A 14008-nucleotide genomic window follows, 5' to 3' on the forward strand; every position below is an offset into this window, starting at 1 on the left:
ACCGCATTTCGCGGTTTTTTTGTTACAGAGGGTGCTGATGATTAAGCGTTCATGGCCGCTTTGATTGCTTCAACAGCGCTATCAATATCTATCATTAGTTTTTCACCGGTACGGCGATTTTTCAGCTCAACCTTGTTTTCATCAAGATTACGCTCACCAATTACCAACGTGAAAGGTACACCGAGTAATTCCATGTCGTTAAACATCACACCTGGGCGCTCTTTACGGTCATCAAATAACACGTCTAAGCCTGCGGCTTTTAAACCGTCGTAAAGGTTATTAGCGATATCTGGTATACGATGCGATTTATGCATATTCATTGGCACAATAGCTAAATCGAACGGGGCGATTGGCTGTGGCCAAATAATACCGTATTGATCATTATTTTGTTCAATAGCCGCTGCGACAATACGCGATACACCAATACCATAACAACCCATAGTCATTATTTGGTTTTTACCGCTTTCGTTTAATACTCCCGCTTTCATCGCTTCTGAGTACTTAGTACCAAGCTGGAAGATATGGCCAACTTCAATACCGCGTTTAATATGTAAAGTACCATTACCACATGGACTAGGATCACCTTCGACAATATTACGTAGATCAGCAACTTCATACTCAGTTACATCGCGATCCCAGTTAATACCGCTGTAATGCTCGTCATCTTTGTTAGCACCGGCTACAAAATCAGCCATTACGTTGGCTGTACGGTCTACTAAAATTGGCATGATTAAGCCAACAGGGCCTAATGAACCCGGTTTAGCACCAATGGCTGCAATTATGTCAGCCTCGTTTGCCATTTCCAGTGGAGAATCTACTAATGGATGTTTTTCAGCTTTAAGTTCGTTAAGCTCATGATCGCCACGTATTACTAATGCAACTAAACCACGTTGACCATCTTCATTTGGCGCGCCGTAAACAATCAGTGTTTTAACACTGCGATGAGGTTTAACACCATAGTGTTTCTTTAGCTCGTCGATAGTTTTCGCATCAGGCGTTGGGAATGCTTTTAATTCTTTTGCGGCAGCAGGGCGCGCTTCACTTGGCGCTAATGCTTCTGCTTTTTCGATGTTTGCTGCGTAGTCACTTTTATCACTAAAGGCGATAGCATCTTCACCTGATTCAGCTAACACATGAAATTCATGAGATACACTACCACCGATAGAGCCGGTATCAGCAATAACAGGACGGTAATCAAGGCCTAAGCGATCGAATATATTACAGTATGCTTTGTGCATTACTTGATAAGTTGCATCTAAACATTCTTCACTTAAATGAAATGAATAGGCATCTTTCATAGTAAATTCACGCGCGCGCATAACCCCAAAACGAGGACGACGTTCGTCGCGCACTTTTGTTTGTACTTGATACAAAGTAAGCGGTAATTGTTTATACGAACTTACTTCTTTACGAACAAAGTCAGTGATCACTTCTTCATGGGTTGGTCCTAACGCGAAAGTACGATTGTGACGGTCAGTAAAACGCATAAGTTCTGGGCCAAACTGCTCCCAACGGCCAGACTCTTCCCATAGATCCGCAGGTTGAATAACAGGCATCAACATTTCGATTGCACCTGATTTGTCCATTTCTTCACGCACAATGTTTTCGACTTTTCGTAACACGCGTAATCCAGAGGGTAACCAAGTATATAGGCCCGACGCGACGCGACGGATCATGCCCGCTCTTAACATTAATTGATGCGATACAATTTCAGCATCTGATGGCGTTTCTTTAAGTGTTGCGAGTATATATTGACTGGTACGCATGTTTATTCCGATAGTTATAAAATTATTATTTCAATTGGGCACTCAGTTTAGCAGCGGTTGCTTTTACACTAAAGCGCTAAGTGTGTTTTTCTAACTTTTTTCTATGCTAGTGACATAGTTATGCTCGTCGTTTACTTGCCAACGGATATTAAAATCATACAAGGTCATTCCATAACTTTGTTCACCCTCTTTTTGCTTTTTATAGGCAGGGCGAGGATCTTGCTTAAGTACATTACTAATAAAGTCATGCAACTGTGGAAAGTTGGTTTGCTGTTCAATAAACGCCTGCACTTGCGGGCTAAACTCAACGGTCATTTGCGTTTCTGGGCGCGTGTCAGCAAAGCCTGCAGTGGCATCAACCATGGCATCTGAATAAGGTAAATATGGTTTGATGTCTAAAATCGGGGTGTCATCAAGTAAATCTATGCCTGCCAATAATAAACACAGCTGGCCATTTTTATACTCTATGCCTTCAAGTTTGACGGCACTCATGCCTATGGCATTGGGTCTAAAGGTCGCGCGTGTGGCGAATACGCCTTTGCGCTCATTACCGCCTAAACGCGGTGGTCTAACCATGGCTGAGTAGCCTTTATCTGCAGTTTCATGAAAGCGAAACAATAACCAAATATGGCTAAATTCATCTAAACCACGAACAAATTCTTCACGGTTAAAATCAGCAGCAAATACCAACTTAGCTTTTGCTTGTGGAACTAAACGCGGTTGGCGAGGAATGGCGAACTTTTGTTTATAAGGAGATTGAATATGGCCAATAGCCGTTAGTTGAAAATCGCTCATGAAACTCAATTACTGTTAAAGATACGATATTCTAACCGCTAACAACAAAAAAGGCAGCTCGAAGCTGCCTTTTACTGCTAAATAACCTCAAAATAGGTTAAGCATTTCTTAGAACATATATTGGAATGAAACCGATGCTACATCCATTTCTGGATCAATTTCATCTTTTAGTTCATAGCGTTCATACTCAAAGCGTACCTGCATGTTGGTGGTGAATGCGTACTCGATACCTGCACCATAAAATACATCGCCTCCACTTTGATCTGCTGATATCTTACCAATAGCAGGAAGGTCGCTGGTTACCTCAGCATCCCATTCTAGCCAACCACCTTTAGCATAGACAGAGAAGCTATCCGTAATAGGGGCAGCTAACCGTGCGGCCAAAGACACACCATCAACTTCAGCATAGCTATCAATATCGCTTACTTCATCAAAGTTTTGATAGGCAAGCTCTAAACTTAAATACTTATTAAATTGCGTACCAACGTAACCCTTAAGCATTTGTGAATCATCATCAAAATCGATGTCGTCATCAGAGTCTTCAAATTTGAATGAGTATTGACCATAGCCAATACCTGTATATACGCGAGGGTAATCCATGTTTGTTGTTTCTGCACTAGCTGCAGTATTAAAACCTAACAATGCTAATGAGATAGCAGAAAGTGAAATTGATTTAATCATTTAATAGCTCCTTTACAAAATAAAAATATAACCTTTAAATTACCGGTTAATTTTAATATTGCATGGTGCGTGCCATGATTAATTTGGCTTAAAAACAGCCAGTTATAGTCTTTTATAGCATATAAAGTATACCAATGAGCGCTATTTAAACGCTCGTTCAGTTTGGCTGGAGAAAATATTTCTGACTAGGATGTAGCTTTTACAGATAGATAGTTTAGGTGATCAGGGTTCTGATTTATGCAATAAAGTTTCAGTTTCTATGGCAATCTCTTTCATCTTAATTGCGTAGTTTTCTAATTTTTTGTCTTCATTACTCACTGCGATGTATTCTGGCACTGCTACGGGGTAACCTGTTTCGTCCATGGCAACAAAGCTAATTACACAGTGGTTAGTCTCAACTAAATTACGCGTTTTCGGATCGCCACAGCGAACTTGTATAAAGATTTGCATACTGGTTTTGCCAGTGTGGGCAATTTTAGCTTCAACTTCAACAATTTGACCAACTAGAATTGGGCGACGAAATTTAACCCCAGCGACAGATACAGTGACACAGTAATGACCACTCCAACCAGCAGCGCAGGCATAACCTGCTTGGTCAATCCACTTCATGACGACACCGCCATGAACCTTCCCGCCAAAATTCACATCGGTGGGCTCTGCTAAAAAACGGAATACAACATTAGACGACGGCATAAAAATATCTCACTCATATATAATTCTTATTAGCATAGCGCAAAAAAGGGGCCGAAGCCCCTGCAATTTAGGATAGGTTTATAACTTATATGTAAAATATTATTTTTACGCTGTATCAAGCGCTTTAATTGTATTTAGATTACATATTTGGGTAGTTGGGACCACCGGCTCCCTCAGGTGTTACCCAGGTGATGTTTTGGCTCGGATCTTTAATATCGCAGGTTTTACAATGCACGCAGTTTTGTGCATTGATCACAAACTCGTCTTTGCCGGCAATTTGCTGTATCTCATACACACCCGCCGGGCAATAGCGCTGAGCAGGCTCGTCAAATTTAACTAAGTTAACATCGATAGGAATAGCGCTATTTTTTAGTTTTAAATGACACGGCTGAGATTCTTCATGATTGGTATTTGATAAAAACACCGAAGATAATTTATCAAAGCTGAGTTGACCATCAGGCTTCGGGTAATTAATGACACTGGCCTGATTTTTATCAACTAGCGTTGCGTGATCTGGGATATTATCTTTAAAAGTAAAAGGTAATGCCCCTGCAAAAATATTTTGATCAAGGGTGTTATACGCACCACCAAGAAATTTTCCTAGCTTATGCATCACAGGGCCAAAGTTACGTGATTGGTATAGCTCTTTATAAGCCCAGCTTTGTTTAAATGCTTCGCTGTAGTCAACTAAGTCAGTATGCTGTTGCTCGTTTGTAAGCGCGCTAAAGATCACCTCAGCGGCAATCATACCTGACTTCATCGCTGTGTGGTTGCCTTTGATTTTGGCAAAATTCAAGGTGCCAGCATCACAGCCGACCAACAAACCACCCGGGAAGTGCATTTTTGGTAATGAGTGTAAGCCACCTTTTGCAATCGCACGAGCGCCATAAGCAATACGTTCACCACTGGCTAATACATCTTTAAAGATTGGGTGGTGTTTCATGCGCTGAAATTCATCAAACGGGCTTAAATGCGGGTTTGAGTAATTTAAATCAACAATTAAGCCGACTACAACTTGATTATTATCACTGTGGTACATAAACGCACCACCGTTAGTATCTGCACTTAAGGGCCAACCGGTGCCATGAACTACCGTGCCTTGCTTGTGTTTAGCAGGATCGATTTGCCAAATTTCTTTAAAGCCTAAACCATAATGTTGCGGTGAGGCATCTTGAGCAAGTGCAAATTGAGTGATCAGCTGTTTACCTAAGTGACCACGACAACCTTCAGCAAATACAGTGTATTTAGCACGAAGTTCCATGCCAGGCATAAAGCCATCTTTTTCATTGCCATTGCTATCAAGGCCCATATCGCCGGTAATAATGCCTTTTACTGTGTCATCTTCAATAATCAGTGAGTGCGCGCTAAACCCTGGGAAAATCTCAACACCTAGTTTTTCTGCTTGCTCTGCAAGCCAGCGGCATACATTACCCATAGAGACAATATAGTTATCAGTATTATGAAATGTTTTAGGTGCGGCAAAGTGAGGGATAGCGGTGGCTTTGCTGTCATTATTAAACCAATATATTTCATCACTGGTTACTTTAGTGGTCACTGGTGCGCCAAGTTCTTGCCAATTGGGCAGTAACTCGTCCAAAGCGGTGATTTCAAATACTGCGCCCGATAAAATATGAGCGCCCACTTCAGAGCCTTTTTCAACCACGCAGATCATGCACTCTTGTTGTTTTTCTTGTGCTTGTTGCGCTAATCGTATGGCGGTAGCTAAGCCTGCTGGGCCTGCGCCGACAATAACGACATCAAATTCCATGGTTTCGCGTTCGACCATATTAACCTCTTTTATGTGACGGACCTGTGCCTTTACGAGGGCAATTTCATACTTGCAAATGAAACGTTACAGGCGATGAATAGTTTAAGGTTATTTTAGGTTGACGTTTACGTCAACAGGAAGTAGTCTGATTTCATAAAATAAATAGGTTGACGTACACGTTAGCTTGTAGGTTTAAATAATTATGGAGTTCCTATGAAAGTTCTCGTTCCAATAAAAAGAGTTATCGACTACAACGTAAAAGCACGCGTTAAAGCAGATAATAGCGACGTTGATCTAACTAATGTGAAAATGGCACTTAACCCATTTTGCGAAATTGCCATTGAAGAAGCTATCCGCTTAAAAGAGGCGGGCACTGCCACTGAAGTGATTGCTGTAACCATTGGTGCTAAAGCATCTCAAGAACAATTACGTACAGCTCTGGCACTGGGCGCCGATAAAGCGATTCATATTGAGACTGACGAAAAATTAGAATCACTGCACGTTGCAAAGCTGCTTGCTAAAATCGTCGAGCAAGAAGCCCCTGAACTGGTAATTTTAGGTAAACAGTCGATTGATTCAGATAACAATCAAACAGGTCAAATGCTGGCGGCTCTTACTGGGCGCGGGCAAGGTACGTTTGCATCAAAGGTCGACATAGCAAATGGCACTGTTAATGTGACGCGTGAAGTTGATGGCGGTTTACAAACAGTGGCATTAAAGTTACCGGCCGTAGTCACAACAGACTTACGTTTGAATGAACCCCGTTATGCATCATTGCCAAATATTATGAAAGCCAAACGTAAACCACTTGAGGTAATTGCAGCTGATAGCTTAGGTGTAGACTTAACCCCGCGTATCGAACTTGTTGCGGTACATGAACCGGCAAAACGCAGTGGCGGTATCATTGTTGATGATGTAGCCCAGTTAGTTGATTTATTAAAAACACAAGCGAAGGTGATTTAAATGAAAACATTAGTTATAGCAGATCATGACAATGGCAGTTTAAAGCCTGAAACTTCTAAAACCATAAACGCAGCATTAAAGCTTGGTTTTGCTGTTGATGTACTAATTGCTGGTGAAAACGTAGCACCAATGAGTGAAATAGTGGCCAGTATTGCAGGTGTAAACACCGTGCTGGTGGCTGATCATAGTGAGTATGCGCATCAGTTAGCTGAAAACATCGCAGATTTAGTGTTATCGCTTGCGCCAGATTATTCGCATCTTGTTGCTAGTGCCACTACAACGGGCAAAAATTTCATGCCACGTGTTGCCGCATTACTTGATGTTGCACAAATTTCAGAAATCATTGATGTGGTTGACGCTGATACATTTAAACGTCCAATCTATGCAGGTAATGCCATCGCAACTGTAAAATCACTGGATAGCAAAAAAGTGATCACCGTTCGTGCAAGTAGCTTTGATCTGCAAGGTGAGCAAGCTCCCGCTGAGAGTCGTGTTGTTGATTCTGTGTTTAGCAGTGAATTAAGCGCATTTGTAAGTGTTGAGCAAACCGAATCTGAGCGCCCAGAGTTAACTGCTGCGCAAGTGGTTATATCAGGTGGACGCGGTATGCAAAATGGCGAGAACTTTTCATTACTTAATGGTATTGCCGATAAACTAGGCGCGGCAATTGGTGCGTCTCGTGCTGCGGTTGACGCAGGCTTTGTGCCAAACGATATGCAAGTGGGTCAAACCGGTAAGATCGTTGCGCCTAACTTATATATTGCTGTAGGTATTAGTGGCGCAATTCAGCACTTAGCGGGTATGAAAGACTCAAAAGTAATTGTGGCTATCAATAAAGATCCCGATGCGCCAATCTTCCAAGTGGCGGATTATGGTTTAGTAGCAGATTTATTTGATGTGCTACCAGAGCTTGAACAAGCACTCTAATTTATAACGATTCTGGTTGTTAAAAGCTGTTGTGATCAGTTCGCTGATCACGCGGCTTTTTTTCTTTTATTTTACCAATCAGAAAGTCTGTAATATCTAACTAAGCAATTACCATGAATAAAGAGTATCACCTGTCGTTTAGTGAGTTGGGGGCATTATTTTTTAACACAGATTGCCTTTTTACACTTTTTTGCGCAAAATGTCAGGACACGCTAAGCTGAGGCTAAATGACTAGAAATTTAGAACTAAAAAATTAATAATCAATAAGCTAGCTTCACCCTTATCCCTTACATTTTTTAGAATACGTTGAGACCTCGCAGTGAAAACCAAAGCAATCCGCAATTTTTATATCAATGAAGAGCAGTCGGTCTATTTGCTTTCGCACCATGACGCCAAAAAACATCGCCAATGGTTGAATATCTGTATTAAGCAACTCACTAATTTAGGCTACAGCCAGGTTGAAATGATTGGCTCGGGTGCTTTTGGATTTGTATTTGCGGGTTTAGATGAGCGTAAACTTCCTTGGGTGTTTAAATTTTCACGTATCACCTTGGCGCAAAGTGTACGTGATCGACTTGAGGACGAAGCGTATATGCTCTCGCAAGTTGATAACCCATTAGTGCCTAAGTTTTATGCTTTTGAACGGATAAAAAAGCAGGGCATTTTAATGATGGCCCGCGCGCTGGGCGAAGACTTAGAAAAAGTATCACTTAAAAAAGGCCGCTTTAGCGCAGCAGCAATCGCCAGTTTAGCGCTAAAACTACGTAATGTATTAATAGACCTACGCACTCAGCAAAATGGCATAACGCCACAACCGATTGTGCATGGCGATATCAAGCCCTCTAATCTAGTGTGGGATGAACATACCCAAGGCTTATCGCTGGTGGACTGGGGCAGCTCGGTGTATGCCCAAATAGACAGTAATGGCGAGCCAATCACCAGTAACTTTATGGATTTAATGTCTGGCGATTTAAGTACCACCAATGCGCGGATGGGGGATGTGTATTTTATTGGTGATGAGCAAATGTCAGGTGCTAAATCATCGCCGCGTTTTGATGAGCAAGGCGTGGCGTCCACCTTATACGCACTGGCTTCTGCACAGTCATGCCGATTTGGCGCGCAAGTGATCCCAGCCAGTTCACTAGGGCTCCCTATGGAGCTTGCAAAAGTGATTGACGGTATGCTCTCTAAAAATAAAATTACAAGAGACGGGGCGGGTGATTACTTTATACGTAATATGCCTGCTATGGCAAAAGCATATTTACCAGAGCTCAATTTAGCTGAAGATGTGCGAGCCAATATTCCATTTTGGTTTGGTAACGATGACGAACTACCTGATACTGTGGTTTATAGTTCACGTAAACAATTTTTACGCCAAGCCGACCTCAATCAACAACTGCTTGATGTAAATGACGCTCAATTGGACCGGTATTATAAAGAATTCCTGTTTGATACCGGTGATACTGAAAAAGCATTTTTAGCCTCTATCAGCCGATTAGCAAAATACCCAGTAGTAGGGGGCTTAAGCTTTCATTGGAAAGAGGAATCACTGTTCGTTGAATCATCACTGATCATGCATGATGAAAGTTTAGGCCATGCTTTTACCCAAGCGGTTAATAATACCGTGATGTTGGCACAAGGCATTCATCAAAAAGGCTTATTTAAGTGTTGTTTATTTGATGCCAGAAAGACCATTCAACTGGAGCGTGATGGCACAGGGGCATTTAAGTTTGAACAACTTCCAGAGCTTGACTATGAGGTAATGAATTTAAAAAGCTCAGAAGTCACCCGACCACATTCTTATTTTGAAGACGGTAAAGATCCGGACGAGCAACTGCAGCTACCTAAAAAAGTGATCAAATGCGTATTTGAGTTAAACCAAATACATCATACCGGCTGCATTATTTTTGAAGCTTTACCAGATAGAATGAAAATACATCATTACTATCGTTTGTTAGATGGCACTAAAGAAGCACAGTTTAAGCGCTTGCTTAATAAGTTGATGCAATATGCGGTGAGCATTACTGATGTGGGGGTTGCCGGGTTTATGAAACTACCTTACAAAAATACCCGTGAGTTTGCCTTGTGTGATCGCCAGCCTGATTTTTTCTATCCTAAAGATCCTAAACGTTTTGGCGCTTAATTTTGCCGTGTAAATACGTTAAACTAATGCATCAAAAAAAGGATAAATAATGGCAAAAACTCAGCCCGCAATCACTATGCAAAGCTTTGGTATTTATACAAAGTGGGATTCATCATCAAAAGCCTTACCGCAAATTCAAGCATTTACCACAAAAGTACCCGCACAACTCGATGTGGAGTTTGGTTTTATCATTAATATTAAAAAAGCCAAAGGCGAAAAGCTTCATTATTGTATTTATCATCCTGACATACCGGATGCTGATGGTGAGGTAATGCCACCATTTGACGGCTTTGAATACGTTAAAGACAATGACTGGCACTTTTACTTAGGTGATACCTTGTGGCAACCTATCAGCAATAAAATAGGTGACTGGCGCATGACCATAGAGCTAAACGGTAAACTGATTGCCGATAAAACATTTTCAGTGTTTGAACAAGAGTCCATGTCAGAAATTGAGTTTTGGCAAAAGCGCGGGTATTAAATACTTTATGTGTATATAGGCTTATTGTATTTGTAGTAAGTGTAATTGTTGAAAATAAATTAGGACGAGGTGGTTACTCCACCTCATGAAATAAATTAGATTTTAATTACTTTGAGCCAGCTCTTTTCTAATAATCTCTGCGCCAGCGGTTAACGCATTGAGCTTACCTCTTGCAACTGCGCGAGGTAGGGGGGCCATACCACAGTTAGTACACGGGTAGAGCTTGTCAGCATCGACAAACTGCAGTGCTTTACGTAGCGTATTTGCCACTTCTTCAGGTGTTTCTATGGTATTGGTGGCAACGTCAATGGCGCCAACCATTACTTTTTTACCGCGAATAAGTTCAAGTAGTTCCATTGGTACATGAGAGTTGTGACATTCTAATGAGATAATATCAATATTAGATTGCTGCAGTTTTGGAAATGCTTCTTCGTATTGTCGCCATTCTGAGCCTAACGTTTTTTTCCAATCTGTATTGGCTTTGATGCCATAACCATAACAAATATGTACGGCCGTTTCGCATTTAAGGCCTTCAATGGCTTTTTCTAAACACGCAATTCCCCAATCATTTACCTCATCAAAAAACACGTTAAATGCAGGCTCATCAAATTGAATGATATCAACCCCCGCAGCTTCTAGTTCTTTGGCTTCTTGATTAAGAATTTTGGCAAATTCCCAAGCGAGCTGTTCGCGGCTTTTATAATGGTCATCATAAAGTGTATCTATCATAGTCATAGGACCTGGTAGCGCCCATTTGATCGGTTTTTTGGTTTGGCTGCGTAAAAACTTAGCATCATCAACAAAAACCGGTTTTATACGACTAACAGGTCCAATGACTGTCGGTACACTGGCATCATAGCGGTCACGAATTCTCACCGTTTTACGGTTTTCAAAATCTACACCGTTAAGGTGCTCAATAAATGTGGTAACAAAGTGTTGGCGTGTTTGCTCGCCATCACTGACAATATCAATACCTGCGCGTTGTTGCTCTTGCAGAGAGATCCGTAATGCATCGTGTTTGCCGTCAATTAATTCATCACCTTGAAGTTTCCAAGGTGACCAAAGAGTCTCTGGCTCTGCAAGCCATGAAGGTTTAGGTAAGCTGCCTGCAGTTGAAGTCGGTAATATTGTTTTGCTAATAGATGTTTTCATAATAAATAATGCCATTTATTTGGGTTAACTTTTTAAGTTGCGATTGAATCTAACGATTGAACTCGCTATTACGCGTAATTAGCAGACCATTGCTCAAGCACTGTTTGATATGGCTTGATGAAGTGCTGCTCAGCAAATTTCCCCTGTTCATTCGCCAATTTACTGCGCTCTTCACGGTCATAAACAATTTGCGTGAGTGAATGATCTAGGTTCTTCAAATTTGGTTGATATGATTTCCCCGCAGTCGCATTGGCATTATAGATCTCTGGTCGGTAGATTTTTTGAAATGTCTCCATAGTGCTAATAGTGCTAATAAGCTCAAGATGAGTGTAATCATTTAGCAAATCACCAACAAAATAAAAGGCTAAGGGCGCTACACTATTTGGCGGCATAAAATAACGCACCTGCAAGCCCATTTTTTTGAAATATTGCTCAGTCAAAGACGGTTCATTTGGCTGATATTCAACACCTAACGCAGGGTGCTGATTTTCAGTACGATGATAGGTCTTGTTATCCGAAACACTTAGGCATATTACTGGCGGCTTTTTAAAGTGCTTTTTGTAGCTGTCAGAACTAATAAAATATTTAAATAGTTTGCCATGCAGCTCGCCAAAGTTATCAGGAATACTAAATTTAGGCTGATCTTTATTATGTTCTTGCAGTAATACACTAAAATCATAGTCGCGCACATAGGAGGAAAAATTATTTCCTACAATGCCTTCAATGCGTTTGTTAGTGTGATGATCAACAATATTTGTTTTCAATATTTCAATCGATGGAAAGCTATTACCACTGCCAGCAATATCCATATCAACAGAGATGATTTCAAGCTCTACAGAATAACGATCCGCTTTTGGGTTATCCCACTGCGCCAAGGCATTAAAACGGTTATCGATCATTTTTAAGGCGTTGCGTAAGTTTGCTTGGCGATAACTGCCTCTGGCCAAGTTTGCAAAATTGGTAGTGATACGTGTATTAGCTACTGGATGATAATTTTCATCGAGACAAATACTCTTAATAGTAAATGTGAAATCTTTAGTCATGGTGATCTGTATCCAATTATCTGATTTAAAACCTGCGTTTATGCTGTGCTCTTGAGCGAATTAACGTTACTGATCTCTCAGTAAGTGATGTTCACAGTTTTTGTGTTTGTGCCTGATGGCTTAATTAAAACCGCTGTAAAACTGTGTTGCCTCTAAGAGTTGAGCTATTTATACGTGGATCGGTACATGAATAAAAACGGTTTAATTTCACCTAAAACATGAGCTGTATTCATCAACTAATAATATTGCACGGCATTAGCTATAAATTATCTGAAGTGGCACTTTAAAAGACAGAGTGCCAACTTGGCTATACAGATATTTAGACTTCTGGGTGGGTATCTTGTATTTATTTCATCTAAAACATGAGGATTATTCAGGGCTTAATTTAGCAAATATATCAATGGGCATCAGTTATATTGATATACTCGCGGCCAATGTGGTGAGTGATCGCTGCTCTGTTGGAAATAGAAACGCATTCATCTGGCATGAGTGCCCCAAAATTATAATAAGAGATAAACGCAATGAGTGAATTGATAATGTTGATTTTATACTGCGCCTTACTTGGCTGTGGCGTAGGTTTTTTAGCAGGGCTGCTAGGTATTGGGGGCGGGTTGGTTATTGTTCCTGTGTTGAGTATTATTTTACTGCATTTTGAAATTCTACCAGCTGAGCAAGTCGTTATTGCCGCAATTGCAACGTCATTAGCATCAATATTATTTACATCAACGTCTTCCGCAATCGCACATCATAAAAATGGCAATGTTCCATGGACTCTTGCTCCTTGGGTAATGACGGGCGTTGCACTGGGGGCGCTTATCAGTGGCTTTATAGCGGCACTATTACCTGAGCAGGTTGTTCGCTTAGTGTTTGCTGTCACAGTGGTACTTATTGCGATAAAGATGTTTGTAAGTAATAAGCGTGAGCCATCGGTTGAGCGTGACATGCCCAATAAAGGTGTGTTAACCATTATGACCACGATCATCGGCGGCTTGTCTGCGATGATCGGTATTGGCGGAGGCGCGCTTTTGGTACCATTGTTAACGTTTTTCTCAGTCGATATGAAAAAAGCCATAGGATGTGCATCCGCATGCGGCATTGTTATCGCATTATTTGGTTCAATTGGTTACATCAGCTCAGGCAGCGGCCATTTTGCACTAGAAAATGGATTTGCTGGATTTGTGTATTTACCAGCGTTATTCGGTATCATTTGCACATCCTGGTTTACCGCCCCGTTAGGCGCCAAAGCCACCCATCACTTACCAGTCACGTTAGTCAAAAAAATCTTCGCCGCATTGTTGCTAGTAACCGCTGTCAAAATGATTATGTATTAAAAGGAAGGGCACTGCAGTGAAACGAATAGAGCCAATAATTTATCAAATCGGTTCTATTTGCGTAGGCTAGCTCTTTAAGCGCAGCGAACCTTAATTTCTTTGTGAATAATTCACTAAAATTTTATTGCACAAAGAGGAAAGAATGAGAAATAAATGAGGGCTTAAATCTGAGAAAGCTAAGTCGTTTTTTAAATGAAAGTACATTAGAACATTTATGAAAAGTATCCGTATAAACGCAAAAAAGCTGGCAGTGCCAGCTTTTTTG

At 41.0% G+C, this 14008-nt stretch carries 12 protein-coding genes; 5 read left to right on the forward strand and 7 right to left on the reverse strand.

What is annotated here, in order from left to right; all coding sequences use genetic code 11:
- Nucleotides 1-41: 41 nt before the first annotated feature.
- From H5200_RS08805 to H5200_RS08825, 5 genes are all read right to left on the reverse strand, one after another.
- The gene (locus tag H5200_RS08805; RefSeq protein ID WP_182717848.1) at nt 42-1766 is read right to left on the reverse strand and encodes a proline--tRNA ligase; all 1725 of its coding nucleotides are present in this window, start codon (nt 1764-1766) and stop codon (nt 42-44) included.
- Nucleotides 1767-1856: 90 nt separating this feature from the next.
- Complete coding sequence (gene tsaA / locus H5200_RS08810) at nt 1857-2561, reverse strand: tRNA (N6-threonylcarbamoyladenosine(37)-N6)-methyltransferase TrmO (protein WP_182761332.1); 705 nt, start codon at nt 2559-2561, stop codon at nt 1857-1859.
- 108 nt (nt 2562-2669) lie between these two features.
- Nucleotides 2670-3242, reverse strand: a complete 573-nt coding sequence (locus H5200_RS08815; RefSeq protein WP_182717846.1) for an outer membrane beta-barrel protein — start codon at nt 3240-3242, stop codon at nt 2670-2672.
- A gap of 222 nt (nt 3243-3464) precedes the next feature.
- Entirely contained in the window at nt 3465-3935 is a 471-nt protein-coding gene (locus H5200_RS08820; protein ID WP_145233918.1) for an acyl-CoA thioesterase, read from the reverse strand.
- 139 nt (nt 3936-4074) lie between these two features.
- The gene (locus H5200_RS08825) at nt 4075-5721 is read right to left on the reverse strand and encodes an electron transfer flavoprotein-ubiquinone oxidoreductase (protein WP_182761333.1); all 1647 of its coding nucleotides are present in this window, start codon (nt 5719-5721) and stop codon (nt 4075-4077) included.
- A gap of 195 nt (nt 5722-5916) precedes the next feature.
- On the opposite strand from H5200_RS08825, the gene H5200_RS08830 reads away from it, so the two are divergent.
- The 4 genes from H5200_RS08830 to H5200_RS08845 all read left to right on the forward strand — a co-directional run bounded on the left by H5200_RS08830 (nt 5917) and on the right by H5200_RS08845 (nt 10217).
- Entirely contained in the window at nt 5917-6666 is a 750-nt protein-coding gene (locus tag H5200_RS08830) for an electron transfer flavoprotein subunit beta/FixA family protein (RefSeq protein WP_149981096.1), read from the forward strand.
- On the forward strand, nt 6667-7593 hold the full coding sequence (locus H5200_RS08835) for an electron transfer flavoprotein subunit alpha/FixB family protein (protein WP_182717844.1): 927 nt from the start codon (nt 6667-6669) through the stop codon (nt 7591-7593).
- A gap of 319 nt (nt 7594-7912) precedes the next feature.
- Nucleotides 7913-9736, forward strand: coding sequence for a protein kinase domain-containing protein (locus H5200_RS08840; protein WP_182717843.1), 1824 nt, complete (start codon nt 7913-7915; stop codon nt 9734-9736).
- 49 nt (nt 9737-9785) lie between these two features.
- Nucleotides 9786-10217, forward strand: coding sequence for a DUF3859 domain-containing protein (locus tag H5200_RS08845; protein WP_182717842.1), 432 nt, complete (start codon nt 9786-9788; stop codon nt 10215-10217).
- A gap of 102 nt (nt 10218-10319) precedes the next feature.
- Here the strand turns inward: H5200_RS08845 and H5200_RS08850 are convergent, their stop codons facing one another.
- Together H5200_RS08850 and H5200_RS08855 are read right to left on the reverse strand one after the other, a co-directional pair.
- Nucleotides 10320-11369 carry a methionine synthase gene (locus H5200_RS08850; RefSeq protein WP_182739273.1) on the reverse strand — a complete coding sequence of 350 codons (1050 nt, stop codon included), beginning with the start codon at nt 11367-11369 and terminating at the stop codon, nt 10320-10322.
- A 68-nt stretch (nt 11370-11437) separates the two neighbouring features.
- Entirely contained in the window at nt 11438-12412 is a 975-nt protein-coding gene (locus H5200_RS08855; protein ID WP_182761334.1) for a DUF1852 domain-containing protein, read from the reverse strand.
- A gap of 521 nt (nt 12413-12933) precedes the next feature.
- Between H5200_RS08855 and H5200_RS08860 the strand changes: the two genes are divergently transcribed.
- Nucleotides 12934-13743 carry a sulfite exporter TauE/SafE family protein gene (locus tag H5200_RS08860; RefSeq protein WP_182761335.1) on the forward strand — a complete coding sequence of 270 codons (810 nt, stop codon included), beginning with the start codon at nt 12934-12936 and terminating at the stop codon, nt 13741-13743.
- Nucleotides 13744-14008: the final 265 nt, after the last annotated feature.

The organism is Pseudoalteromonas sp. SG43-7 (genome assembly GCF_014164295.1).
In the GTDB taxonomy this organism is placed as follows: Bacteria; Pseudomonadota; Gammaproteobacteria; order Enterobacterales; family Alteromonadaceae; genus Pseudoalteromonas; species Pseudoalteromonas rhizosphaerae.

Excerpts from the sequence above, each read along its gene's own strand:
- H5200_RS08860 (WP_182761335.1), top strand. The coding sequence starts at position 12,934 with ATGAGTGAATTGATAATGTTGATTTTATACTGCGCCTTACTTGGCTGT.
- H5200_RS08815 (WP_182717846.1), bottom strand. The coding sequence starts at position 3,242 with ATGATTAAATCAATTTCACTTTCTGCTATCTCATTAGCATTGTTAGGT.
- H5200_RS08855 (WP_182761334.1), bottom strand. The coding sequence starts at position 12,412 with ATGACTAAAGATTTCACATTTACTATTAAGAGTATTTGTCTCGATGAA.
- tsaA (WP_182761332.1), bottom strand. The coding sequence starts at position 2,561 with ATGAGCGATTTTCAACTAACGGCTATTGGCCATATTCAATCTCCTTAT.
- H5200_RS08830 (WP_149981096.1), top strand. The coding sequence starts at position 5,917 with ATGAAAGTTCTCGTTCCAATAAAAAGAGTTATCGACTACAACGTAAAA.
- H5200_RS08820 (WP_145233918.1), bottom strand. The coding sequence starts at position 3,935 with ATGCCGTCGTCTAATGTTGTATTCCGTTTTTTAGCAGAGCCCACCGAT.
- H5200_RS08835 (WP_182717844.1), top strand. The coding sequence starts at position 6,667 with ATGAAAACATTAGTTATAGCAGATCATGACAATGGCAGTTTAAAGCCT.
- H5200_RS08845 (WP_182717842.1), top strand. The coding sequence starts at position 9,786 with ATGGCAAAAACTCAGCCCGCAATCACTATGCAAAGCTTTGGTATTTAT.
- H5200_RS08805 (WP_182717848.1), bottom strand. The coding sequence starts at position 1,766 with ATGCGTACCAGTCAATATATACTCGCAACACTTAAAGAAACGCCATCA.
- H5200_RS08825 (WP_182761333.1), bottom strand. The coding sequence starts at position 5,721 with ATGGTCGAACGCGAAACCATGGAATTTGATGTCGTTATTGTCGGCGCA.
- H5200_RS08850 (WP_182739273.1), bottom strand. The coding sequence starts at position 11,369 with ATGAAAACATCTATTAGCAAAACAATATTACCGACTTCAACTGCAGGC.